Raw genomic sequence first — 22,273 nt, 5'->3', positions numbered from 1 at the left:
GACGCCTTCCTGAATAATTTCAGAGATGGTATTGCCGGTAGATACTGCTCAACAGTACGATCCCACCTTTATTGTTCCCAATTTCCACAACATCCATATCAACCCTTGCAGAAATTTACAAAATGTGCACTTTAGCGAAAAAATAAAAGCGACAAACGGGCGATCGAACTCGCAGGCAATATATTTTTTTCCCAAAGATTTGCTCCGCAAGGATTTGGGCTGGGTAACTCCACTCTAGTCTAGTTCTATCCTATTGTCAGCGTTCAGCCCTAAAGTGATTTCGATCGCTGTTGAAGTGCGATCGCGATCGTTTCCAATTCATCGCTGGGGCGCATTTGATAAAATACGGTTTATTAACAACTTCGTCAAATCCGCAGTCCGGCAAGTCCGGCAGGGAATTAATTCCCCGACGGTTTGCGGTTTTTCGGGTTAATTTTCGAGTTAAGTTGACAGGCTTCGGGCGCGGTGGCCAGTCCCTAGGAGGTCGATCGACCCTAGGGCAGCAACAATTTTTTACGCTGGGTATTAAAATGGCGATCGATTATTAAGAACTACAAAAATTCAACAACTGTGAAACCAACCCCAAATCCCCCACATTTCATCATCATTGGCGCTCAAAAAGGCGGCACAACATCCCTCTACGCCGGTCTCACCCAACATCCCCAAATCGCCCCCGCCGCCGTCAAAGAAATACATTATTTCGACCTCCAATTCGACAAAGGCCCAGAATGGTATTACTCCCAATTTCCCACAGCAGCAGAACGCGGACACAAAATCACCGGAGAAGCCAGCCCCTATTACATTTTTCACCCCCACGTTCCCCAGCGAATTTACGACTTATGTCCAGAAGTCAAATTAATAGTATTGCTGAGAAACCCTGTAGACCGCGCAATTTCCCACTACTATTACTATATCAAAATTCAATACGAATCGCTATCTTTTGAAGAGGCGATCGCCCTAGAACCCGAAAGACTAAAAGGCGAACTAGAAAAACTCCTAGCCGACCCAACTTACTTTAGTTACGAACACCAACACCACTCTTATTTAAGCCGCGGCATCTACGCCGACCAACTCCCTGCTTGGATGAAACTATTTCCTAAAGAACAACTTTTAATCCTCAAAAGCGAAGATTTATATACCAATCCCGCAGTCACGTACAACAGCGTGTTAGAATTTCTAGGCTTGCCGCCGCACCAACTCAAAGCCTACCAAAAACACAATGCTACCCAATATTCGCCCGTGGACGAGAAAGTATACGAGCAATTGAAGGCGTATTATCGATCGCACAATCAGAGATTAGCTCAATTGTGCGATCGAGACTTCGGCTGGGACTAAAATCATCAATCCGACCGGGGTTTTCAACCCCAGCCGGAATTGCACCGAAAGCCCACTGCTGAGACAGCAAAAAGTAATGCCTGACTCTCTACCCGCAGCTAAACTTTCAACAAATATTATGAAAGCCCACCGAAATCAGGTTAAAATAAAAGCAGAATAAATCCTGCAATCTACAATATCTGGTTTAATTATGCCACTCAAACTTCATGTTCCCTCCATCGTCTGTGCCGGCTGCGGAACCACTATTACCGAAGCCATCAAAACAGTTGAATCCGATGCTAAAATCGATGTAGATATAGCAGCCAAGACTGTCACCGTGGATGCCAAAGCCTCGGAAGAGTCTATTAAACAGGCTGTAGTTGCTTGCGGTCACACTGTTGTCGAAGCATAAGATCGGGATCAGCCCTGGTTTCTAGTCGGGGCCGTTTTAAACATAATCGCTTAGATAAATCTTTGGTTGGGGAGGGCGAGTTTATAAGTATTTTCGATGTGCATCAAAGATATCTGTGAACTCGTCCCTACAAAATCCGCCCCGACAAGAATTCCTAATGACTACTGACTAATGACTACTGACTACTGACTACTGACTACTGACTACTGACTACTGACTAATGACTAATGACTAATGACTAATGACTACTGACTACTGACTACTGACTAATGACTACTGACTACTGACTACTGACTACTGACTACTGACTACTGACTACTGACTAATGACTAATGACTACTGACTAATGACTACTGACTACTGACTACTGACTAATGACTACTGACTACTGACTACTGACTACTGACTACTGACTAATGACTAATGACTACTGACTACTGACTACTGACTACTGACTACTGACTACTGACTACTGACTACTGACTAATTAAGATTCTTCGTCCAAATGTTCGGCGACTGCTCGATACAGTTCTAAAACGTGGCGATCGAGTAAACTATAAAAAACTTGTCTCCCAACTTTGCGATAACTTACCAACCGCAACGCCCGCAACGCCCGCAACTGGTGCGATACCGCTGATTCGCTCATACTCAAAGCCGCCGCCAAGTCGCACACGCACAATTCTTGATTTGCCAACACCGACACCAGCCGCAGCCGGTTCGCATCTCCCAAAAGACTGAAAAACTCTGCCATGCGCTGAGCTTTTGCCGTGTTGAGCACCTGTGTTTGCATTTCTCCAGCCCGGACGTTGTCAACTATATGCGGGCGATCGCACATTGGTGTATCATTTTTTCGATCGGGCTGAGCGATCGCTCCGTTAACAGCAGACTTCGGTGACATCTTTCCCCGGCTGGTTTTAATTCTCATTTTCATATTAGCGCTATTCGCTTACCTTTTGTTACAAAACTTTGACCTTTCCTTGACATAAATCTGAATATATGTTCACATATTAGTAGAGCGAAACAAACCCACCAAGAGAAAGTAAAATGACCACCGTCAACCAAATGAAATGCGCCTGTCCTTCTTGTTTGTGCGTTGTCACCCTCACAGAAGCCGTCGAAAAAAGCGGCAAGCACTATTGTTGCAGTGCTTGTGCTGACGGGCATCCTAACGGCAAGGGCTGCGGCCACACAGGCTGCGAGTGCCACAAATAAATATTTCGGTTCAGAATAGGTTCACTAACCGTAAAATATATCTCAAGGGAGATGCGAACAGCGCATTTCCCAATTTTTGTGCTTTTAGGTTAACTTAAGGTTAAAATACGGGTAATTAAAGGTTAAAATTCCCTTGACCGGCTAAGTACAAAGCGAAAAAGCAAAATTGTTGCCAGCGGAATACAATAAGAGTAAGTTAGCGTCGCGATACTAAGTGCAAAGACTGCTATTAATAGCAGAGACAGAACCAAAATTTGAATTAGGAGGGGCCTATGAAAGAGCGGGAAGATTTTTTACATCCTCGCAATCGCTACTACGGTGATTTTACGCCAGAAAACTTGGCATTTAATGCCAACTTGCAGGAGTTTGCTCAGAAAATAACTTATATTTGCTCGCTGGAAACAGGAGGAAAGATTAGCGCGGAGAAAGCTTATAAAGATATTAAGGCTCTTTGGAAAAACTTAAAATCCTCTAAGAAGCAATTGGGAATTGGCCAAAACCCCCCCACTAGCGATGATGAGGAAAACTCGCCTTAAATTCACCGCAGATGCAGCAAGTGCAATCGAAAACCCCTGCGATTGCGATAGCTGCGTTTTGCTGTGCACTCAGCAAATGTAGGGAGCTTTCGGGCGCACGTAGCTTAACCGTAGGGCTTGCACTGCACACCAACAATTTTAAGCTATAGCGGTTATCAAGCATTGTGAGGTATGCCCACGGAGGCCTATGCCCTATGCCGCATAGTACCTCATACCAGAGCACAGAAAGGCTATATATCGATAAATTCTGCGATTGCTTCCCTGTGTTTCACCAACCTCGCAATGACAGTAAATGTAATTGCTTGCTCAGCAAGTTTGTGGTGCGCGATGCACGCCCTAGGGGAGCAAAGTACAATTGCCGCCGAGTCCAGAAGTAATTGCACAAGTATTAGTTTTTAGCATTCCTTCGTAGGTATCAGCACCGGTGCCGGGGCCTCCTAACTCGTCGCTATAAAGTTCTTTGTCGGAAATTTTGACATGGGCTTCCCTCGCTACAGTCTCCATTAACTTGGGATTAGTTGTGGTTTCTACAAAAATTGTTGGCACTCCTGCAGTCTTAATTTCTGATGATAATTCCGCGATTCTTGCTGCTGCGGGCTGTTCTTCTGTGGTCACTCCTTGCAAAGCTCCAGCAATTTCTAAGCCGTAAGCATTGGCATAGTAACTCAGTGCATCGTGAGTTGTGACTAATTTGCGTTGGTTGGCCGGAATTGTCGCAATTTGTGCTTTAATCCAAGTATCTATTTTTATTAAATCATTTGTTAGTTTGGCGGCATTTGTGGTGTAAAGTTGAGCATTTTTTGGGGAAACTTTGATCAATTCGTCGCGAATTATTGCTACCATGCGGATGCCATTTTGAGGATTGTGCCAAACGTGAGGGTCGGGGACTTTTTCGTCGGTGGCTGGGGATTTTTGTTCTGCTTTTTCTTCCCCCGGTTCGTGTTCGTGTTCGCCCATTAGCGGTTTGGGAACGGCGAGTTCGTGTACGGCGATTTTGGGTGCGAGATTGCTGCTGGATTTAATTAATTTAATGATGCTTGGTTCGTGGTTGTAGCCACCGTATAAAAGCAAATTGCCCGTTTCAATGGCTTTGCGGTCTTCTGGCTTGGTTTGGTAGGCGTGGGGGTCTTCTCCGGGCTTAATTAGACAGGTGGTGTCGATCGAACTTTGGGCTATTTCCTTCGTTATATCGCAGATAACGCCAGTGGTGGCGACGACTTTCGGCAAGTTGGAGCCCTTACTTTGGGGCGTGGAATTGCTGGCTTGGGGGCCCAAACTGCACCCAACCAGCCCGAAACCCATTGCCAAAACCGCCGCACCGCAGAATCTGGGGGTTTTTCCGGTCAATCTTTGTAACATTTTTACCTCTGGAATGATAATCGTTATTACTTTTAGAGTTATCCTATTCTAGTAGCTACGAACAAGAATCGTTCTCAAAATCTGGAATTATGTTAGAAGTGCAAGATTTGGCTGTGAATTATCGAGGAATTTCGGCCCTCAACAGCGTGAATTTCCAGTTAGAACCCGGACAATTAACGGGGGTGTTCGGCCCCAACGGCGCGGGGAAAAGCACGATGGTGAAAGCGATGCTGGGATTGATCCCGACCTGTCGGGGTTTGGTAAAATATCAGGGGCGGTTGTTGAAGGAACAGTTGTCGCGGGTGGCTTATGTGCCGCAGCGATCGCAAATTGACTGGGATTATCCGATTACTGTGCAAAATGCGGTGATGATGGCGCGGACTGTCCAGACTGGTTGGTTTCGCAGTTTCTCGAAGCAGTCGCAGGAATTGGTGAAAACTGCTTTGCTGCGGGTGGGAATGTGGGATTTGCGATCGCGGCAAATTGGCGAACTCTCCGGGGGACAGCAGCAGCGGATTTTCTTAGCAAGGGCGATCGCCCAACAAGCCGATTTATTCTTCTTCGACGAACCATTTAATGCGATCGACAAAGCAACAGAAGAAATTATTTTCGATATTTTTGCCGAACTCAAAGCCGAAAATAAAACCTTGCTAGTAATCAGCCACGATTTAGGAGAAACCTTAAAACAATACGATAATTTATTGTTACTCAACAAACGATTAATTGCCGCTGGAACCAGCCGGGAAGTCCTCACCGCAACCAATATTCAAAAAGCCTATGGATACGATTTCAGCTTAGTTGCAGCGTGAGACAAAGGGGAAGTTCCTTCTTCCTTCGTGTCCTAGCGCTGACGCGCGGCTTCGCCTAAAGCGTCTTCGCGGTTCAATCATCTTCCATCATCCGTTAAATCCGTTGCCGAACTTCCTTCTTCTATAAATGTTAAACATACTAATTGAGCCGCTCAAATTCGAGTTCATGCGAAATGCGATCGCCGTCGGCATTTTGCTAGGAATACTCTGCGCCGTAGTCGGCTCCTACTTAATTGTACAACAAATGGGAATGATGGTAGACATGATTGCCCATTCAGTATTAGCAGGATTGCCCGTTGCATTTTCCTTGGGCTTCAATATTTCCATCGGCGCATTTATCTCAGGAATTATCAGCGCGGTAATCATGGCGTGGATTCAATCGCAATCGCGCATAAAAATTGATGCAATTATGGCATTAATATTGTCTACATTTCTAGCAATTAGCGTCACGCTGATTAGCCTATTGCGGACAACCAAATTAGACTTAGACGGGTTTTTGTTCGGGAATATCTTGTCAGTTGCACCCGCTGACGTACAGCAGACTTTTATCATAACTTTGATAATTTTGGCGGCGGTTAAAATCTTTTACAAAGAACTGCTATTCTATACTTTTGACCCTTTGGGAGCGCAAGCGTCAGGTTTGCCGGTAAACTGGATTTACCTGGGAATGATTTCGGCAATTACGCTGACAATTGTGGCGAGTTTGCAAACTGTGGGGGCGCTGTTAGTAATTTCGCTATTAATCGGGCCGGGAATTACGGCGTATTTGTTGGTAAAAGAGTTACATTTAATGATGGGATTGGGAGCGCTTATTGGAATTGTAGCTAGCGTGGCTGGAATGTATTTTAGCTATTATTTGAATATGCCGTCTGGTGCGGCAATTGTATTAGTTGTGTTTGGGTTATTTTTAGTAGCTTTGCTGTTCAGTCCCAGTCAAGGAATTTTGACAAGAAAGAGAGGATAATAGTCCTATTCAGTGTAAACATTTTGATAAATCTCGCTGCTAGCTGAGTCTAGATCCCCCTAAATCCCCCTTAAGAAGGGGGACTTTGATCCTATCCGGTTCTCTCCTTTTGAAGGAGAACTTTGATATTTTCCGGTTCCCCCCTTTTTAAGGGGAGTAGGGGTCGAGTAGGGGGCAAGCTAAGGGGAGATCTGGGCCAGTCGTCAAACAAGAAAGTTATTACTACGTTTGACAGTAAGTTGACACCAATGCTTTTCAACCCGCCCTGCAAATATGCGTTTTTTACCAGAAAGCAACTGTCAACTGTCAACAGTCAACTGAAGCTTACTTAGCTTGACAATAGGTTTCATAAACCCCATCCAGCAGTAAATTAAGAGCAGAAGTTGCTTTCTCAGCAGCTAAAAGTGCTTCCTGTTGTGCTTCTTCAGTTTCACAAACCTGTAACAAAGCTTCGCGAGTGGCTTCGGAGTGGAACTCGTCGGCTTTTTCGTGAACTTGAAAGAAAGATAAAGCTGCTTGTGAATTGATGCCGTAAAATTCCTTTAAACCAGCGATTTTGGTTGTGGAAACTTCGGGGATTTGTGCTTCGTAAGCGTAAAGGGCTGCTAAACCTTTGGCGGGAGATTCACTGCGGGCTAAGTCTTTGAGAATGCGGACGGATTCGGTGGTTTTTTCTAAGTGTTCGCGTTCGAGAACTGCATTTCTGTCTAAACCCAAACCTTCGGCAAAGCGCAGCCACAGTTCGGGGTGATTTGCTGCGCCTCTCTCTTCTTCTATCAGGTTTTCGAGGAGCATTTGACGAATTTTGATGTCGTCGCAGGCGGCGTGGGTAGCGCTGACGTAGGTGGGGAAGTTGTGGACTTGCAGGTAGTATTCTTGTGCATATTCTTGCAGCATGGCGATGTCTAGTTTGCCTTCGTTCCACATTTGGTAGAATGGGTGTTTCAGCAGGTGGTTTTGGTCGAGAATGCTGTTGAGTTGTTCGAGAAATTGCTGTTTGTTCATAATTGTCGATCGCCCTTTAAGGATAGTGCAGCAAACCTGCGATAAAATGGGTTAGTAGTGAGGAATTCAGTCCTTGACTAAAATGTTATCGTAATCTAGCATTTTGTCAAGACTAAATTTTCAATTGTTTGTGTTTGGATCGAATCGTTGTTGATGCTGATATCGCGGGCGATTATTATTAACCGCCATCGAAGTTGTTAGCGCGTGCTTCTGTCAGTGTCCACAGCCTAAAGCGGACTGAAATCCGCACTGCGAACCGTTTGTAGTGGGGCCGAGCGCACGCGGTATGACTAATAATTTCGGATAATTAACTGCTAATTATAGCTGCAATTCGATCGCGCTCCAACTCTCTTCCGATCAGCACTAATTTGGTTTGACGGACTTCGGAAGGTTGCCAAGGGCGATCGTAAAAATATTCTATACGATCGCCCACACCTTGCAACACCATCCGCATCGGCTTCTTGGGAACCGCCACAAACCCCTTAATCCGATAGATTTCTTCCTGCTGCATCAAGGCTTTCAGCTTTTTCACCAAAGCTTGCGGTTCAAATTCGCGATCGGCAATAAAGAAAGTCGAGTTAATATCATCATCGTGCTCGTGTTCCTCCTCCGTGTCGTGGTGACTCGGGCGGGACTCCAAATCATCCTCAACCGCCGCATTAAATCCCAACAGCACATCAGGGTTAATTTCGCCACCCTTAGACACAACAATTTTTACACTCGGGCGCAACTCTTGCTGCAACCAGGTTTGAACTTTCTGTTGAGTTTCCGCATCCACGCGATCGACCTTCGTTAACAGTACCATATCAGCACAGGCCAACTGGTCTTCAAACAATTCCTCGATCGGAGTTTCGTGATCCAAACTATCATCAGCCAGCCGCTGCGCCATCAAAGCATCGATATCACCGACAAAATTACCGCTAGCAATAGCTTCGCAATCAACAACAGCAACCACACCATCTACAGTAGCACCCGTGCGAATTTCCGGCCAGCGAAAAGCTTGAATCAAAGGCTTAGGAAGTGCGAGGCCAGAAGTCTCAATTAAAATACAATCAATCTGATCTTTGCGCTTCAACAACTCTTGCATAGTCGGCAAGAATTCCTCTTGAACAGTGCAACAAAGACAACCATTTGTCAGTTCAACAATATTGCTGCTGACAGTTTCTTCTTCATCGCAAACTTGGCAATCGCGCAGCAACTCTCCGTCAATTCCGATTTCGCCAAATTCATTAACCAGAACAGCAATGCGGCGGCCTTGATTGTTTTGCAACAAATGGCGAATTAAGGTAGTTTTGCCGCTACCGAGAAAACCAGTGATCACCGTAACAGGAATTTTGTGCATTGAATTATTTTTAGGTTGAGAATTACGATCCAAACCTCCCCTCACTCTCCTTAAAAAAGGGGGAAGAGAGTTCAAAGTCTGTTTTAAACAGGAAGGAACTCGAAACACTCAAAGTCTCCCTTCTTAAGGGCGATTTAGGGGGATCTAGACTTTGAGTAAAAACGAGAACTTATCGCCTCATTTTATTTCTAATTAGGCAGCGGCGGAATTTTAGCCAAAACGCCTTTTTTCAGAGCTTGAGGACGCTCTGACCAAGGCAACAAACCATCCGCTTTAGCATAGTATTGACCCGCGCATTCCAGTACAGCCTCGATGCTTTCCGGCTCATTTGCAGGCAAATCACCAAATAGATAAGTGTACTTTCCCACAGCAGCAAAAGACACCGCACAAGAGTGGCTGCAAGCACTCATGCACTCAACCTCTTGAATCTCAAATCGATCGCAAAACTCCCAATCTTTAGCAAGTTTCGATAAATCTTCCATAAATTGTTGGCCGCCGCTTTTGCCTTCGCGCTTGCCGTCTTTCCAAATACTAGCGCAAGCAGTACAAACAAACAGACTGTGCTTTGTGCGTACAGCCGCATTAATTCCATCCATCATCCGTACGTCGCAGATGCGTTCAAAAGTGAGTTAGATATCGGCGGGCATTCTGACTTTATAAACCACAAGGGTTTCATTACAGTTGCGGGACAGCGCCGGACTTGCACCGAACTTTCCCCGTTTCCTCTAGCGGCTGCTCCCCGCTAGAACCGATCGCAATTTCACATCATACCGCACTTGGCGCCCTTTTCCAAAAAAGTTATCTTGGTAAAAGCAAGTTTTAATATCTACACACATAAATCAACCCCGTTCTTAGCAAGGATTTTAGTCCTGACATTCCAATTTTTTAAGGATTAAATTCCTGTATAATTGTAAGTACGATCGTCCGAGGATATACGATGACCGCATTAACAGAAATCCGCGAACAAGTAGTTGAGGAAAAAGTACATACTTATTACTCTCCTGAAGAGTATTTAAAACTGGAAGAAGCCGCAGAATTTAGAAGTGAATATCAGGATGGCAGGATAATCCCTATGACAGGCGGAACACCAAATCACAATCAAATAGCTCTTAATTTGAGCGGTACACTAAATTTTGCTACGAAAGGACAACCGTATCGAGTATTTATCAACGATTTGCGTTTGTGGATACCGTCGAAGCGGGTTTATACTTATCCTGATGTAATGTTGGTGGCGGGGAAATTGGAGTTTGCTGAGGGCAGGAAAGATACGATTACTAATGCGGTGATGGTGGCTGAGGTTTTATCGCCATCGACGGAGGATTATGACAGGGGCGGCAAGTTTAAGCTTTTCCGTTCTATTCCTAGTTTTCGAGAGTATGTTTTGATCGATCAATACGAGATGCACGTTGAACATTTTTGCAAGACGGATGATAATAAGTGGATTTTGTCTGAGTATGATGGTGCTGATACGGTATTACAATTGAGTTGTGTGGAGTTTGAGATGCGGTTGGGTGATATTTACGACCGCGTGGATTTTGAATCTGAGTCTAAATCTGAGGAGTGAGGGTGATATTAAAACCACTAATTTCGGGGCGATTGGAAATCGCGTCTACACAAACAAAGTCCGCGCAACGCGAGACTGGGAGAACAAGTAAAATCCCGGAAGCATTATGAAATTTGATAATTTTTAGGAAAGTTTTCGGACACTAAGAAATAATCATAGGGACAATTTTTTATTAACTATTGAGAAGTCATAGTTAAAGTATATTTTGTGTTCCCTCCTGTTTCTCGAACCTGAAGAATATAGTCATCCTTACCTAAGTTTTTCTGAATTGTTCCGGCTGAATTGATATAAGCCGAAGCACTATCTATCTGTTCTCCAGGATCTATAACTCCATTACCATTTGTATCAACATATAGCCAGATTCCAACTTGGTTAGTTACTTGATCTAAAATTATATTGACACTACTGGTACTTTCCAAACTAAATAAGTAATATTTTTGGCGATTTTTACGAGTCAAAGAAAGAGTATCAGTAAAAGTCTTACGTTCTTGCAATGATTTAACATTAGTTGCATCATTTGTATCGTTAACAATTTGAAAGTTATAGTCAGTATTGCTACCTTGAAATTTAACAGTAGCAATATAGTTGTCTGGCCCTAAAGTTCTACTAATTGTTCCGGTAGAATTACTATAAGCCGAGGTACTATCTATCTGCTCTCCAGAATCTATAATTTTATTACCATTTGTGTCAACATAAAGCCACATTCCAACTTGGTTAGTTACTTGATCTAAGTAAAGACTGACATTGCTTGACTTATCTATAGTGAAAAAGTAAGTTCTTTCGGGGTTTTTGGATGTGAGCCGATCGCTAAAAATGCGACTTTCTTTTAAAATGCCAATATTTGGATTTCTGGATATTTTGGGTTCTACGAAAGGTTTTTTGTCAATATCAGGTGTTTTAGGTGGAGTGAGCGGTGACGAAACTGGCGGTAATGAATCTGCCGCTGGAGTTGAGGTTATAACTTCGTTTTTAGTCCCCTCATTTTGCGTAGGAGGAGGAAGTCGTGGTGTTTCTGTTGGAGGATAATAACGATATTGCAAGCCTACTATTAGTATTGGTATAATAATTACTCCCAGAAAACCAAATAAAGCAAATAGACCCGATTCCCTCATTGCACCATTACCTAGCTTATTAATTTTTTTCCCACCATTGGGCGACTTTGGTCAGACGATGTTAATGTCACCATAAACATTCCCCTGAATAAGAGCTTTAATTTCTTTGATTTCCTCTGCTATCTTCCCATAATTCTGGACACTTGGTGGCTGAGATTGAAGTGCATTCGTCAAAGCTTTAACGGCTGAGGCCAGTTTTGCATCTTTACCTACTGCTGTATCTACTTCCTCGACTGCTTTAGCGACTTCCGGGTTCGTGGCTGCTTCTAACTCAAGAACAGCTTTTCTATAATCTAAGGGCTGCTGTTGAGATAGTTCTATAGCCGTTGCTGTACTTGGCGACTCCCTTTTAAGCAATGATAGCAAATTATGGCCTTTTTCAACAACTAGCTTGCCTAGCTGTTCAGTAGCCTTCTCTGTAGCTGTCTCCGTGGCTTTGATTAATACCAAAGTTGCGATCGCCCCGGCTGTCAATGTTACAGGTTCCATATAAAATTCCTTAGTTTTTTAAACTATAACGACTTAATAGCAGCTTCAACAGTAATAAAAAGTAATAAAATAGTAATAAAAAAGTAAGATTAGCTCCCTGTTGCGGTACAATCTATACTAAGCCTACCTTAACGCTCCGCTAGTAAGGGACTTTCACACATGACTGTTGACGAAGCCATCACGATCGCAGAAACAGCCCTCAACTACGATCGCCTCAACAAAGTTCAAGAAATAGTGTTTCGTCAATCCTGGGAAGGGCAGTCTTATATAGAAATTGCTAAAACCGCAGGCTATGAATACGATTATATCAAAGATGCTGGTGCTAAACTGTGGAAACTACTTTCAAAAGCACTAGACGAAAAAGTTAAAAAAGATAATCTTAAATCTGTATTAAAGCGATATCTACGGCGAAGTCAAGTGAATTTACAGCGCAATCTGACCATCGAAGTTAACCTCAGCGGTGCAAATCTCAGCGGTGCAAATCTCAGCGGGGCTAGATTATTCGCAAACTTGAATGAAGCTGATTATGTTCAAGCTGATTTAGATAAAATAACTTCTAATAATGAAACTGAATTATCTAACTCAAATAAAGAAATTGACTGGAACGGTTTTTGTTTTCACTGCGACGCACAAGTGAAAATAGCCGAAATTCTCGATCGCACTTCCACACTCTTCATCCCCAACTCCCAACTCCGACTCGCCACACCGGAAGGGAGACAAAACCAAGAAGCTGACTTTCTGATATTTCACCAAAACAAGCTAGGAATGCTGAAAATTGACAGCGAATCATCCGATCGAAACGCAACAGAAGATGAAATGTGCGGGCTTTTAATAGATTCCGGCATCAGTCTTATCAAGCATTACGATTCTACCCGATGCAGCCAACAACCCGATTTAGTTGTGCAGGAGTTTTTGGAAATATTGAGTCAGAAATAAGTATGAAGCGATTTCAATCGTCGAGTGATATCAATTGTTGCATCGGAATGATTTAACCGCAGAGGCCACAGAGAACGCAGAGGAAGAGAAGAAAGAGATCGATAATTCCGATGCTAATTGATTTGGTATGATTTATATTACCTTAAAAAACAAGGTGGGCATTGCCCACCCTTCAAATTATGCAGTTTCGTGCTTCCGCCATGCGGGATGCCACAGCAATTCCGCAGTCGATCGCTTCTCGACCATTTCCTTGGTAATCGTACAGTTGGCAACATCCTTGCGAGAAGGCAACTCGTACATCACATCCAGCATTAACTCCTCTAAAATGCTGCGGAGAGCTCTCGCGCCGGTTTTGCGGCGGTAGGCCTCCTGGGCGATCGCCCGCAGCGCATCCGGCTCAAATTCCAACTCCACACTGTCCATCTTCAACAGCTTTTGATACTGCTTCACCAGCGCATTCCGGGGCTCGGTCAAAATCTGCATCAAAGCCGCTTCATCCAGCGGCGAAATCACCGTCACCACCGGAATCCGCCCGACAAACTCAGGAATCAAACCAAACTTAACTAAATCGTCCGGCTGTACCTGTTGCAAAATATCAACAGCCCGCTTATCCTTCGCAGCCATTGTCGAGTTGCTGTCACTTTCATTTGGCTGAATAAAGCCCAAGGATTTTTTACCCAAACGCTGATCGACTATTTTTTCCAAACCGACAAAAGCACCGCCGCAAATAAATAGAATCTTGCTCGTGTCAACTTGAATAAAATCTTGGTAAGGATGTTTGCGGCCGCCTTGCGGGGGAACATTAACCACCGTTCCTTCCAACATTTTCAGCAGCGCTTGCTGCACTCCTTCTCCCGATACATCTCTGGTAATCGAAGTGTTTTCGCTTTTGCGAGCAATCTTGTCAATTTCGTCAATATAAATAATCCCGCGCTGTGCTGATTCGACATCAAAATCCGACATTTGCAACAGTCGCAGCAAGATATTTTCTACATCGTCGCCGACATATCCAGCTTCTGTCAGCGTCGTTGCGTCGGCTACCGCAAAAGGAACTTCGAGCATTTGCGCCAAACTCTGCGCTAACAAAGTTTTACCGCAACCTGTGGGCCCGACTAGCAGGATGTTGGATTTTTGCAGTTCGACATCGCCGTCGGGGGAAGATTTGCCGCTGTCTTTGGCTTGGTCGGCGCTCAAGCGCTTGTAATGGTTGTAAACTGCGACAGAAAGGACTTTTTTGGCTGAGTGCTGGCCGATGACGTGGTTGTCTAAATGCTGTTTAATGTCTGTGGGTTTGGGAATTTGGGCTAAGACAATTTTAGATTTGTTCGATCGACTCGGGCGTCGCGTTCCTTGTCCCTGAGACTCTCGCACCTCTGATTGAGGAATCTGTTGACCAATTGTTTTGCTAGAGTCAAAAAATTCTTCCTCTAAAATTTCATTGCACAGTTCCACGCATTCATCGCAAATGTACACGCCGGGCCCAGCTATTAACTTGCGGACGTACTCCTGCGACTTGCCGCAAAAGGAGCATCTGAGATTGGAGTCATACTTTGACATATTTGCCTCTTACTTTACGGTTGCGGTTGCTTGTTTTGACTGGGGAAGTTGCGGCGGGAGCGATATCTTTGCCCTAGAAAAATTTCCCGAAAGAACACCCAAGCCAGTCTGTCGATTTGAGATACTTCGGCTTCGCGAGGGTACGAGTTTGAGATTTGAGATTTGAGATTTACTCCACAAATAAATTTTTGAAGTTGAACCTTGGTCTAAAACTTGGGGATATACACGAGTTAAGTCAGGGGCTTGTCTCAATTTTTGCCTGGTCAAGCTTCGCGGTCTCTATTTCTAAGTTAGCACTTTTGAGGCACGGTCATTAGTCGTCAGCCCTGCGACCATATTTTAAATTTTAAATTTTCACTTTCGGGCAAAGCGGCACGGGCTTACCATTTTTTGTAGGGCAAAAATTTGCCTGACATAATTATTTTTACTCGATCGCCTTTTGGGTCTGCTTCTTTCTCGACATCCATAGTAAAGTCGATCGCGCTCATAATCCCGTCACCAAATTTTTCGTGGATTACTGCTTTGAGCGGCATTCCGTACACCTGCATGATTTCATAGAAGCGATAAATCAACGGGTCTACCGGAACAGCAGCATCCAAAGAACCTTTTAACGGAGGTTCGGTCAGCAGCGCAGCCATCTCGCCCGACAGTCCCAAGGCTGAGGCAATTTTCTCTGCTTCATCGATCGATGCCGTAGCTTGACGGTAAATAACCGCAGCAATCCAAACTTCGTCGCGATCCAAAAGTTTTTCCAATTGGGCCAAACTAATTCCCTTAGCTTTTTTAGCAGCCAAAAGCTTTTCTGTAATTTCAGAAATTGCCATTAAATATTCTCCAACTCACTGAGGTGCTAGATGTGAAATTTCTCTCACATTTTGGGGATTTTGTCAATAGCAAAGCGAAAAAACAAACTGAATTGATAACTCGGAATTTCAGCAAAAGCTGGTCTCGTCAACTTCCACAACTTGCAACAGATCGATCGCAAAATAACTCATAAATGCCCTGCCACAATGGTAGAGTTGGCAGTAGATGCAGTGCAAATTACACCAACCAAGGCATTGGGCAACATTTAGGCAGAAATTCGATCGCTCCAGCCTGACGCACGGGTGGCTGGCTACCGCAGCCACAACTTCTTGACCGTTCACAACGGGCAACTGAGTATGGAGATTCAGGTTAAAGATTATAGCATTGAGTACGATCGCGCTGCCCAAACAATCACCTGCTGCGGCTCGTTCCGGCTCAAACAGGCCCAAGAATACGCGCCGATCGCCCGTGCTGCTCGAGTTCGTTGCTGACTCCTCGCCAAACACGATTGCTTTAGACTTACGAAAGCCAGAATTCTTAAATAGTTCGGGAATTAACATCCTCTCAAAATTTGCGATCGAAGTGCGCCAGCAAAAAAATATTCAAATAACCCTAAAAGGCTCTAAACAAATACCCTGGCGGGGAAAAATCCTGAAAAATTTACAGCGGCCGATCCCTTCCTTGCACTTACAATTAAAATACTAAATCGCCCAAGCTCTATGTGAGTCCCACCCCAAGTCCGAGAACCGAGATCGGGAGACTCAAGTGAAGGCTCGTAAGTCATAGTTAAGCTAGCCCCGAACCTTAAAAAACTTCCGACCCAACTAAAAAATACCAATTGTCAATTGCCATGCAGGAAGAACCATCGAGAGAACAGCTACTTTTGGACGTTCAGCGGCTGAGTGCGGAACTTGAAAACTTGAAGCGCGAAAAAGCTGACCTAGAAATTTTGCTGGAGACTACTACCGAACATTCGGACACGATGGACGCTCACTTGCTCTCTAAAGCTGATGTGGCGCTGCGATCGAGCGAAGAGCAGTTTCGGGCGATCGCCTCAGCAACTCCCGTTCCGGTATTGGTTTCTCGCCTCGGTGACGGCTTAATTATGTATGCGAATTCTCAACTGGCTTCTCTGCTGAACATACCCCTAGAAAAATTGATCGGCTGCAGCACCCCAGACTTTTATTTAAACCCGGACGATCGCCCAAAGGTACTAGAAGCCCTCGCCAAAAACGGATACCTCCAAAACTACGAACTCCACTGCAAAAAGTCAGACGGTACTCCCTTCTGGGCCACAATCTCCGTTGAGTCCCTGCTGTTTAACGGTCAACAGACAGCATTGTGCGCCTTGTACGACCTCACCCAGCGCAAGGAAGCAGAACAAACCCTCAAAGAGAGCGAAAAGCGTCTCCGCCGCCAGAGTCTGGCTTTGTTGCAGCTAGGCCGGCAGAGGACTTTCAACAGCGGTGCGCTGAATGTGGGAATTCGCGAAATTACCGAGGCTGCAGCCCGTACTTTGGAGGTGGAAAAAGTCAGCGTCTGGCTTTACAACCATCTCAGATTTGGCAGTCGCTATTCGATCGAACCCCAGCTAAATTTTATCAACCGAGCGATCGCCCGCAGCCAAACAGAATCACTCGATCCAGAAACCGCCGCCCGAGAAGAAAACCCAGATTTGGTCAATCATTCTAAATTTAAAATCTCCAACCTCAGATTAGTTTGTCTCGACCTGTACGATCGCACCAGCGAGAATCATTTGAGCCGCCAGCCCCTATCGGCGACAAGCGATTTACAACTTTCATCAATCTTAGATGATGTCGAAGGCGACACACCGGGCGAAAACTTAGCTGAGGACAAAGCATTAAAAACTGCGCCCAACACTTCAAACTCGATCGCCACAAATTTGTGCCACTCATCTCCGGTAGCCCAACACTCCCCCGCGCTACCGAATCCCAACAAACCAAACTCATCTATATTAAATGTAGCAATCAGGCTCGGCGGTCAGATCGTAGGCATCCTCTCCTTGGAACACGGCGCGCCCCGCCAGTGGGCTCTGGAGGAACGCACCTTCGCCGATTCTTTAGCAAATTTGGTCGCGCTGGCGATCGAAGGATTTGAACGCCAGCGCGCTCAGGAAGCACTTTCCAAAGCCAAAGCCCAGCTAGAAATGACCGTCGATCAGCGCACCGCTCAACTCACCGCCGCCAACAAACTGCTCCGCATCGAAATTGCCGAGCGCAAAAGAGCCGAAATAGCCTTGCAAGAAGCCTTACACAAAGCTGAAGCAGCTTCCAGAGCTAAAAGCACTTTTTTAGCCAATATGAGCCACGAGTTGCGAACACCGCTCAACGCCATTATCGGTTACAGCGAAATGCTACAAGAAGAAGCACTCGAATCAGGACTAAAAAACATCATTCCCGATACCCAAAAAATTCGTAACGCAGGCAAACACTTGCTGACTTTAATCAACGACATTCTCGATCTGTCTAAGATAGAAGCAGGTCGGATGGAGCTTTATTTAGAAGAATTTGATATCGGCAATTTAATAGAAGAAGTCGTTGCAACTTTGCACCCTTTAGTGGAAAAAAATCACAATCAATTGCAGGTTTCTTACTCTCCGAATTTGGGAATTATGTACGCAGATTTAACTAAAGTCCGGCAAATTCTCTTCAATTTGCTCTCGAATGCCTTGAAGTTTACCGAAGGCGGGACGGTGCTGCTGAGCGCGACTAGGGAACCAGCAGGCGGCAGCAATTGGGTTTATTTACAGGTATCTGATACCGGCATTGGAATGTCGGTCGGGCAGCAGCAGAGTTTGTTTCAACCTTTTGTGCAAGGCGATGCTTCGACTACTCGCAAGTACGGCGGCACCGGTTTGGGATTGACGATTAGCCGCTTGTTTTGTCAGATGATGGGCGGCGATATTAGTCTTGATAGTCAGTTGGATGTCGGCTCTACTTTTACTGTTAAATTAAAGGCACAAGTTGAGATTAGTCATTAGTTATTAGTTATTGGTTATTGGTTATTGGTTATTGGTTATTGGTTATTGGTCATTGGTCATTGGTCATTGGTCATTGGTCATTGGTCATTAGTCATTGGTCATTAGTCATTAGTCAACCGATTCTCAATGACAAACTCCTAATAATATCATGTCCGGTGGATTGAATGCAATCAATAAAGTCCGCACTACGAACCGTTTTTGTTGTGGTCATCGATCGCACTTAATGTATAGCCTTTCTCAAAAACGTGAGGTATGCCCTGTGCCCTAGGCCCTATGCCCTATACCGCATAGTACCTTCTATGAGAGTTCGAAAGGCTATAGCAGTTCTCACAAAAATGAGGCATCACTCTAAAATCTAAAATCTAAAATCCTGAGCTTTTTGAGACAGGCTATATGAGCTATTCCTAAAGACCTATCCCTAAGGATCATAATCTGTTAATTGTGACACCGATCGCGATCGACCTCTGTTGCTCATCACACAATAATATTTGTTCCCAGCTTAGAATATCTTATTATCCTAGACTTGTGCCGTCGCCCGGATCTAGCGCCTCGCTGCATTATTCAAAAGTCGCACCTCAATCAGATTGAGGGGGGATTGCTTGTAGAAAGACAATTTGATAAAAATAATGCTAGGGTCGCTAACCACTAGAAGGCAAAAGTTAACAGGAAATCAGGAATTCTCACAGGCTTAAGGAGGCAGAAACACCATAGGTGTCTTTTACCGAATCCGAAGGGCCTTCCAACAGCAGCCTCTACAGGCTTCATAGCAATGCCGCCTTCAACAGCGCGCAAGTTATCAGAATCAAAGGAGTGCATCTATATGTCGATTAAACCTTGCAGTCAACCGCTAAACACAAATCCTTTCACTTGTCATCGCGATCCCGCTACAGGCAGGTGGACTACTGTAATCGCAACAGTTGAGAACCCTTCCGCAACAGACTCTAGTTGGAAAGCAAAAGCCGAAAGCGAAAACGCAGGTAAAGCAGAAACAACAATTCCTGTTTCGCCTACAATATCGTTGCCGAACAAACGCCTTTCCTTCTCATTGCCTCCGTTCAAAAAGCTGGCTAAAAAATCTGTTGTCACTCTCAGCAGATAGCCATCGCGCCGGGCCGGATCTAGTTTCCACGGTTACGCCCGGCCTCGCGCCCAACAAAAAAACCAACTTAATCAATAGCATAAATTGCCAAAAAGCGATATACTGCCAGCAAACTTTCTCCTTGAAGATCCGTGAAGTATTTGCTCGATCGCTTAGTCCAACTGATATGGACAAACCGACCAATTCGCCAGCGGGGAACAGTCATCGTTGCTATCCCCCTGATTGGTATGTTTGCCTCGCTAATCGCAATTTCAGGACTCCGCGAGAGTGCCATACAGCTCAGAAATCAAGCAAATACTAATAAGGAAATACTTCAGGAAGCTAACCGCTTGTTAACAGCGATGGTGGATGCAGAAACCGGAATTCGCGGTTACGGGTTAACGAAGCGCCCCGAATTTCTAGAACCATATTTAGAAGCAAAAAAAAAATTGCCTCCGCTGTTAGCTAAACTCAAGTTGATGGTGGGGAAAAATCAACCGCAAGCTCAGGAATTTGCAGAAATTAAAAAAATTACCGAACAACACATCAATTTCTTGCAAAACACTTTAAAGCAGCTCGACAGTTCGGCAACAAGAGTGCCGTCGCCAGAAATAAATCAGGTGTTCGGTATAGGCAAATTGAAGATGGATAAGCTGCGCGACAAAATTGATACGTTTGGTGAAGCAAACAAAGCTTACCAGAACGCTCAAGAGCGGCAAATACGGGAGTTGAGAGATTTAACTAATTTCCTGCAAATAGGTGGTTTGCTTGTCGGCTGTTTGGGTGCCGTGGCTTGCTGGTATTTATTTGATAGTTTAGAGAAGGAATTGAAGAAGCGGGAAGCTGGCTTAGAAGAAAGCAAAACTCGCATTCAAGCTGTGGTAGATAATGCGGCTGACGCGATCATTACTTTGGATGAACGGGGAAATATTGAGTCTTTTAATACGGCAGCCGAAAAGATTTTTGGCAAAAGTGCCGATCGCGCAATTGGCTCGAACCTCCGCCGGCTGATAGCTCAACCGCAACCGCACTGCAGCGCCGGAGATTATTCGATCGAATATTTCACATTAAATCCTAATGCTAAGCTGACAACTTACCAGCAAGAAACAATGGGACTTCGCAGCGACGGAATTAAGTTTCCGATGGAGTTGGCTATCAGCGAAATGCGTCTGAAAAATCAACACTTGTTTATTGCGATTTGCCGCGATATCAGAGGAAGAAAACAAACTGAAGAAACTCTCCGCAAGCAATCGCAAATGCTGGATTTGGCGAACGATACGATCGCGGTACTAGACTTGAAAGGGGAGATTTATTATTGGAATTTGGGGGCGAAGTTTCTCTACGGATGGCGGAAGTCGGAAGCAACAGGCAAAAATATTCACGATCTTTTGCAAACTGAATGGAAGCAGCCTTTTGAGCAAATCCAAAAAATGCTTTTTGAGCATGGTTCTTGGCAAGGAGAAATGGTGCGAACCAAGCAAGACGGCACAAAAATAACGGTGGCCAGCAGGTGGACTTTGCAGCACGACGAGCAAGATCAACCGGTGGCAATTTTGGAAATCAGCAACGATATTAGCGATCGCAAACGTTCAGAAATTGCCTTGGCTGAAAGTGCCCTCCGGTTTCGTCATACTTTTGAACAAGCGGCAGTCGGCATGGCCCAAACCAGTGTAGAAGGCAAATTTATGTTGGTCAACCAAAAACTTTGCGAAATTTTGGGCTACAGTCGCCAAGAATTGATGGAGAAAAAATTTCAAAAGATTACTTTTCCGGAAGATTTAGCAAAGGAATTAGGATTTTTGCGCCAATTGTTAGCAGGAGAAATTGATAATTACTGTGTAGAAAAGCGCTTTGTCCGCCCAGACAGAGAGTTGGTGTGGACAAACTTGACGGTTTCGCTGCTGCGAGAACAAAATGGCAGTCAATTTTTGATGTGTGTGATAGAGGATATTAGGGAACGCAAACAAGCTGAGGAATCTCTTAAGTTGCGCGCTAGAGAGTTGAGTTGGACGGCGCAGTCGCTGGCTCAAATGACGAGTGTTTTGAGAAAGCGGAATCAAGAATTAGACCAGTTTGCTTATGTGGTTTCTCACGATTTGAAAGCGCCGCTCAGGGCGATCGCCAATCTCAGCAGTTGGATAGAAGAAGACCTCAGCGAGTCCATGACAGAGGATACTCTGCACCAAATGAACCTGCTGCGCGGCAGAGTTCACAGGATGGAAGGATTGATTGAGGGACTGCTGCAATATTCCCGCGTCGGGCGCATTCAAGTACCTTCAGAAACCGTAAAAGTTGAGATTTTATTAGCAGAAATTATTGATTCCTTGGCACCGCCGGCGGGATTTGAGGTAAAAGTTGAACCGGGAATGCCAACTTTTGTCGCCGAAAAATTGCTGTTGCAGCAGGTTTTTGCTAATTTAATTAGCAACGCTATCAAGCACAATCGAGCTGAATCAGGTCATGTAAATATATCCGTTACAGAGTTAGATGATTTTTATGAATTTTCAGTAGCCGATAACGGGCCGGGGATTGCTGCTCAATATCACGATAAAGTTTTTGTGATTTTTCAGACCTTGGAAGCTCGCGATAAAGTTGAAAATACTGGCATTGGTTTGTCGCTGGTGAAGAAGATTGTGGAAGGCCAAGGTGGCACTATTTCGCTGGAATCTGCGGAAGGTGAAGGAGCAATTTTTAGATTTACTTGGCCGAAGCAACCTGTTAGCAAAGAGGGAAGTGACACAACTTTAAATCTAGTAAATGTAGGGCGTGGATAGCGCAC

General features: G+C 44.7%; 23 protein-coding genes, 1 pseudogene and 1 riboswitch. Of the genes and pseudogenes, 13 read left to right on the top strand and 11 right to left on the bottom strand.

From position 1 onward, the window contains the following. The first annotated feature begins 31 nt into the window (after positions 1–31). The 4 genes from IQ263_RS09865 to IQ263_RS09850 all read left to right on the top strand — a co-directional run bounded on the left by IQ263_RS09865 (position 32) and on the right by IQ263_RS09850 (position 1,726). The gene (locus tag IQ263_RS09865; protein WP_194067263.1) at positions 32–238 is read left to right on the top strand and encodes a hypothetical protein; all 207 of its coding nucleotides are present in this window, start codon (positions 32–34) and stop codon (positions 236–238) included. Positions 239–290: 52 nt separating this feature from the next. Beyond that, positions 291–548 (top strand): hypothetical protein, encoded by a 258-nt coding sequence (locus IQ263_RS09860; protein WP_194067262.1) that lies wholly within the window; start codon positions 291–293, stop codon positions 546–548. A gap of 22 nt (positions 549–570) precedes the next feature. Next, complete coding sequence (locus IQ263_RS09855; RefSeq protein WP_194067261.1) at positions 571–1,335, top strand: sulfotransferase domain-containing protein; 765 nt, start codon at positions 571–573, stop codon at positions 1,333–1,335. 190 nt (positions 1,336–1,525) lie between these two features. Continuing rightward, positions 1,526–1,726, top strand: a complete 201-nt coding sequence (locus IQ263_RS09850) for a heavy-metal-associated domain-containing protein (protein ID WP_194067260.1) — start codon at positions 1,526–1,528, stop codon at positions 1,724–1,726. A 487-nt stretch (positions 1,727–2,213) separates the two neighbouring features. On the opposite strand, the gene IQ263_RS09845 is transcribed toward IQ263_RS09850, so the two are convergent. After that, positions 2,214–2,624, bottom strand: coding sequence for an ArsR/SmtB family transcription factor (locus tag IQ263_RS09845; protein WP_194011987.1), 411 nt, complete (start codon positions 2,622–2,624; stop codon positions 2,214–2,216). 146 nt (positions 2,625–2,770) lie between these two features. Here IQ263_RS09845 and IQ263_RS09840 point away from each other — a divergent pair, with 146 nt between their 5' ends. Both IQ263_RS09840 and IQ263_RS09835 read left to right on the top strand, forming a co-directional pair. Then, on the top strand, positions 2,771–2,938 hold the full coding sequence (locus tag IQ263_RS09840; RefSeq protein WP_194067259.1) for a metallothionein: 168 nt from the start codon (positions 2,771–2,773) through the stop codon (positions 2,936–2,938). Between the two features lie 272 nt (positions 2,939–3,210). Next, the gene (locus IQ263_RS09835; RefSeq protein WP_194067258.1) at positions 3,211–3,474 is read left to right on the top strand and encodes a DUF7219 family protein; all 264 of its coding nucleotides are present in this window, start codon (positions 3,211–3,213) and stop codon (positions 3,472–3,474) included. Positions 3,475–3,810: 336 nt separating this feature from the next. On the opposite strand, the gene IQ263_RS09830 is transcribed toward IQ263_RS09835, so the two are convergent. Beyond that, positions 3,811–4,833, bottom strand: a complete 1,023-nt coding sequence (locus IQ263_RS09830; protein ID WP_194067257.1) for a metal ABC transporter solute-binding protein, Zn/Mn family — start codon at positions 4,831–4,833, stop codon at positions 3,811–3,813. An 89-nt stretch (positions 4,834–4,922) separates the two neighbouring features. Between IQ263_RS09830 and IQ263_RS09825 the strand changes: the two genes are divergently transcribed. After that, positions 4,923–5,642: a metal ABC transporter ATP-binding protein gene (locus IQ263_RS09825; RefSeq protein ID WP_194067256.1), complete on the top strand. Its 720-nt coding sequence runs from the start codon at positions 4,923–4,925 to the stop codon at positions 5,640–5,642. Between the two features lie 127 nt (positions 5,643–5,769). Beyond that, positions 5,770–6,606 (top strand): metal ABC transporter permease, encoded by an 837-nt coding sequence (locus IQ263_RS09820; RefSeq protein WP_194067255.1) that lies wholly within the window; start codon positions 5,770–5,772, stop codon positions 6,604–6,606. A gap of 324 nt (positions 6,607–6,930) precedes the next feature. On the opposite strand, the gene IQ263_RS09815 is transcribed toward IQ263_RS09820, so the two are convergent. The 3 genes from IQ263_RS09815 to IQ263_RS09805 all read right to left on the bottom strand — a co-directional run bounded on the left by IQ263_RS09815 (position 6,931) and on the right by IQ263_RS09805 (position 9,552). Next, positions 6,931–7,611 carry a CADD family putative folate metabolism protein gene (locus tag IQ263_RS09815; RefSeq protein WP_194067254.1) on the bottom strand — a complete coding sequence of 227 codons (681 nt, stop codon included), beginning with the start codon at positions 7,609–7,611 and terminating at the stop codon, positions 6,931–6,933. A 307-nt stretch (positions 7,612–7,918) separates the two neighbouring features. Next, complete coding sequence (gene cobW / locus IQ263_RS09810) at positions 7,919–8,953, bottom strand: cobalamin biosynthesis protein CobW (protein WP_194067253.1); 1,035 nt, start codon at positions 8,951–8,953, stop codon at positions 7,919–7,921. A 188-nt stretch (positions 8,954–9,141) separates the two neighbouring features. Next, positions 9,142–9,552 carry a DUF1636 domain-containing protein gene (locus tag IQ263_RS09805; protein WP_333195296.1) on the bottom strand — a complete coding sequence of 137 codons (411 nt, stop codon included), beginning with the start codon at positions 9,550–9,552 and terminating at the stop codon, positions 9,142–9,144. A gap of 22 nt (positions 9,553–9,574) precedes the next feature. Further along, a riboswitch (cobalamin riboswitch) is annotated at positions 9,575–9,721 on the bottom strand. Positions 9,722–9,890: 169 nt separating this feature from the next. Here IQ263_RS09805 and IQ263_RS09800 point away from each other — a divergent pair. Beyond that, positions 9,891–10,517 (top strand): Uma2 family endonuclease, encoded by a 627-nt coding sequence (locus tag IQ263_RS09800; protein ID WP_194067252.1) that lies wholly within the window; start codon positions 9,891–9,893, stop codon positions 10,515–10,517. Between the two features lie 176 nt (positions 10,518–10,693). Here IQ263_RS09800 and IQ263_RS09795 read toward each other — a convergent pair whose 3' ends face one another. Then, entirely contained in the window at positions 10,694–11,629 is a 936-nt protein-coding gene (locus tag IQ263_RS09795; protein ID WP_194067251.1) for a hypothetical protein, read from the bottom strand. 51 nt (positions 11,630–11,680) lie between these two features. Further along, positions 11,681–12,118, bottom strand: coding sequence for a hypothetical protein (locus IQ263_RS09790; protein WP_194067250.1), 438 nt, complete (start codon positions 12,116–12,118; stop codon positions 11,681–11,683). 159 nt (positions 12,119–12,277) lie between these two features. Between IQ263_RS09790 and IQ263_RS09785 the strand changes: the two genes are divergently transcribed. Next, complete coding sequence (locus IQ263_RS09785) at positions 12,278–13,054, top strand: pentapeptide repeat-containing protein (RefSeq protein WP_194067249.1); 777 nt, start codon at positions 12,278–12,280, stop codon at positions 13,052–13,054. A gap of 177 nt (positions 13,055–13,231) precedes the next feature. Here the strand turns inward: IQ263_RS09785 and clpX are convergent, their stop codons facing one another. The 3 genes from clpX to IQ263_RS28400 form a co-directional block, all read right to left on the bottom strand. Further along, complete coding sequence (gene clpX / locus IQ263_RS09780) at positions 13,232–14,611, bottom strand: ATP-dependent protease ATP-binding subunit ClpX (RefSeq protein WP_194067248.1); 1,380 nt, start codon at positions 14,609–14,611, stop codon at positions 13,232–13,234. Positions 14,612–14,991: 380 nt separating this feature from the next. After that, positions 14,992–15,435, bottom strand: coding sequence for a cyanase (gene cynS, locus IQ263_RS09775; protein ID WP_194009919.1), 444 nt, complete (start codon positions 15,433–15,435; stop codon positions 14,992–14,994). Positions 15,436–15,543: 108 nt separating this feature from the next. Then, positions 15,544–15,756 carry a hypothetical protein gene (locus IQ263_RS28400; protein WP_228042206.1) on the bottom strand — a complete coding sequence of 71 codons (213 nt, stop codon included), beginning with the start codon at positions 15,754–15,756 and terminating at the stop codon, positions 15,544–15,546. 15 nt (positions 15,757–15,771) lie between these two features. Here IQ263_RS28400 and IQ263_RS28395 point away from each other — a divergent pair. Together IQ263_RS28395 and IQ263_RS09765 are read left to right on the top strand one after the other, a co-directional pair. Then, a pseudogene (locus IQ263_RS28395) lies at positions 15,772–16,120 on the top strand (slr1659 superfamily regulator). 145 nt (positions 16,121–16,265) lie between these two features. Then, positions 16,266–18,416, top strand: a complete 2,151-nt coding sequence (locus IQ263_RS09765; protein WP_194067246.1) for a sensor histidine kinase — start codon at positions 16,266–16,268, stop codon at positions 18,414–18,416. A gap of 870 nt (positions 18,417–19,286) precedes the next feature. Here the strand turns inward: IQ263_RS09765 and IQ263_RS09760 are convergent. After that, positions 19,287–19,502: a hypothetical protein gene (locus tag IQ263_RS09760; protein WP_194067245.1), complete on the bottom strand. Its 216-nt coding sequence runs from the start codon at positions 19,500–19,502 to the stop codon at positions 19,287–19,289. A gap of 144 nt (positions 19,503–19,646) precedes the next feature. Between IQ263_RS09760 and IQ263_RS09755 the strand changes: the two genes are divergently transcribed. Beyond that, positions 19,647–22,268, top strand: a complete 2,622-nt coding sequence (locus IQ263_RS09755; protein ID WP_194067244.1) for a PAS domain S-box protein — start codon at positions 19,647–19,649, stop codon at positions 22,266–22,268. The last annotated feature ends 5 nt before the right edge of the window (positions 22,269–22,273 follow it).

Source organism: Tychonema sp. LEGE 06208, assembly GCF_015207505.1.
Classification (GTDB): Bacteria; Cyanobacteriota; Cyanobacteriia; order Cyanobacteriales; family Microcoleaceae; genus Microcoleus.
The sequence above is the reverse complement of the archived record's forward strand: the minus strand, read 5'-3'. Positions and strand labels throughout refer to the sequence as shown.

Bases quoted from the DNA above. Each gene is read 5' to 3' on its own strand.
- IQ263_RS09850 (WP_194067260.1), top strand. From the start codon at position 1,526: ATGCCACTCAAACTTCATGTTCCCTCCATCGTCTGTGCCGGCTGCGGA.
- IQ263_RS09845 (WP_194011987.1), bottom strand. From the start codon at position 2,624: ATGTCACCGAAGTCTGCTGTTAACGGAGCGATCGCTCAGCCCGATCGA.
- IQ263_RS09840 (WP_194067259.1), top strand. From the start codon at position 2,771: ATGACCACCGTCAACCAAATGAAATGCGCCTGTCCTTCTTGTTTGTGC.
- IQ263_RS09835 (WP_194067258.1), top strand. From the start codon at position 3,211: ATGAAAGAGCGGGAAGATTTTTTACATCCTCGCAATCGCTACTACGGT.
- IQ263_RS09830 (WP_194067257.1), bottom strand. From the start codon at position 4,833: ATGTTACAAAGATTGACCGGAAAAACCCCCAGATTCTGCGGTGCGGCG.
- IQ263_RS09825 (WP_194067256.1), top strand. From the start codon at position 4,923: ATGTTAGAAGTGCAAGATTTGGCTGTGAATTATCGAGGAATTTCGGCC.
- IQ263_RS09820 (WP_194067255.1), top strand. From the start codon at position 5,770: ATGTTAAACATACTAATTGAGCCGCTCAAATTCGAGTTCATGCGAAAT.
- IQ263_RS09815 (WP_194067254.1), bottom strand. From the start codon at position 7,611: ATGAACAAACAGCAATTTCTCGAACAACTCAACAGCATTCTCGACCAA.
- cobW (WP_194067253.1), bottom strand. From the start codon at position 8,953: ATGCACAAAATTCCTGTTACGGTGATCACTGGTTTTCTCGGTAGCGGC.
- IQ263_RS09805 (WP_333195296.1), bottom strand. From the start codon at position 9,552: ATGATGGATGGAATTAATGCGGCTGTACGCACAAAGCACAGTCTGTTT.
- IQ263_RS09800 (WP_194067252.1), top strand. From the start codon at position 9,891: ATGACCGCATTAACAGAAATCCGCGAACAAGTAGTTGAGGAAAAAGTA.
- IQ263_RS09795 (WP_194067251.1), bottom strand. From the start codon at position 11,629: ATGAGGGAATCGGGTCTATTTGCTTTATTTGGTTTTCTGGGAGTAATT.
- IQ263_RS09790 (WP_194067250.1), bottom strand. From the start codon at position 12,118: ATGGAACCTGTAACATTGACAGCCGGGGCGATCGCAACTTTGGTATTA.
- IQ263_RS09785 (WP_194067249.1), top strand. From the start codon at position 12,278: ATGACTGTTGACGAAGCCATCACGATCGCAGAAACAGCCCTCAACTAC.
- clpX (WP_194067248.1), bottom strand. From the start codon at position 14,611: ATGTCAAAGTATGACTCCAATCTCAGATGCTCCTTTTGCGGCAAGTCG.
- cynS (WP_194009919.1), bottom strand. From the start codon at position 15,435: ATGGCAATTTCTGAAATTACAGAAAAGCTTTTGGCTGCTAAAAAAGCT.
- IQ263_RS09765 (WP_194067246.1), top strand. From the start codon at position 16,266: ATGCAGGAAGAACCATCGAGAGAACAGCTACTTTTGGACGTTCAGCGG.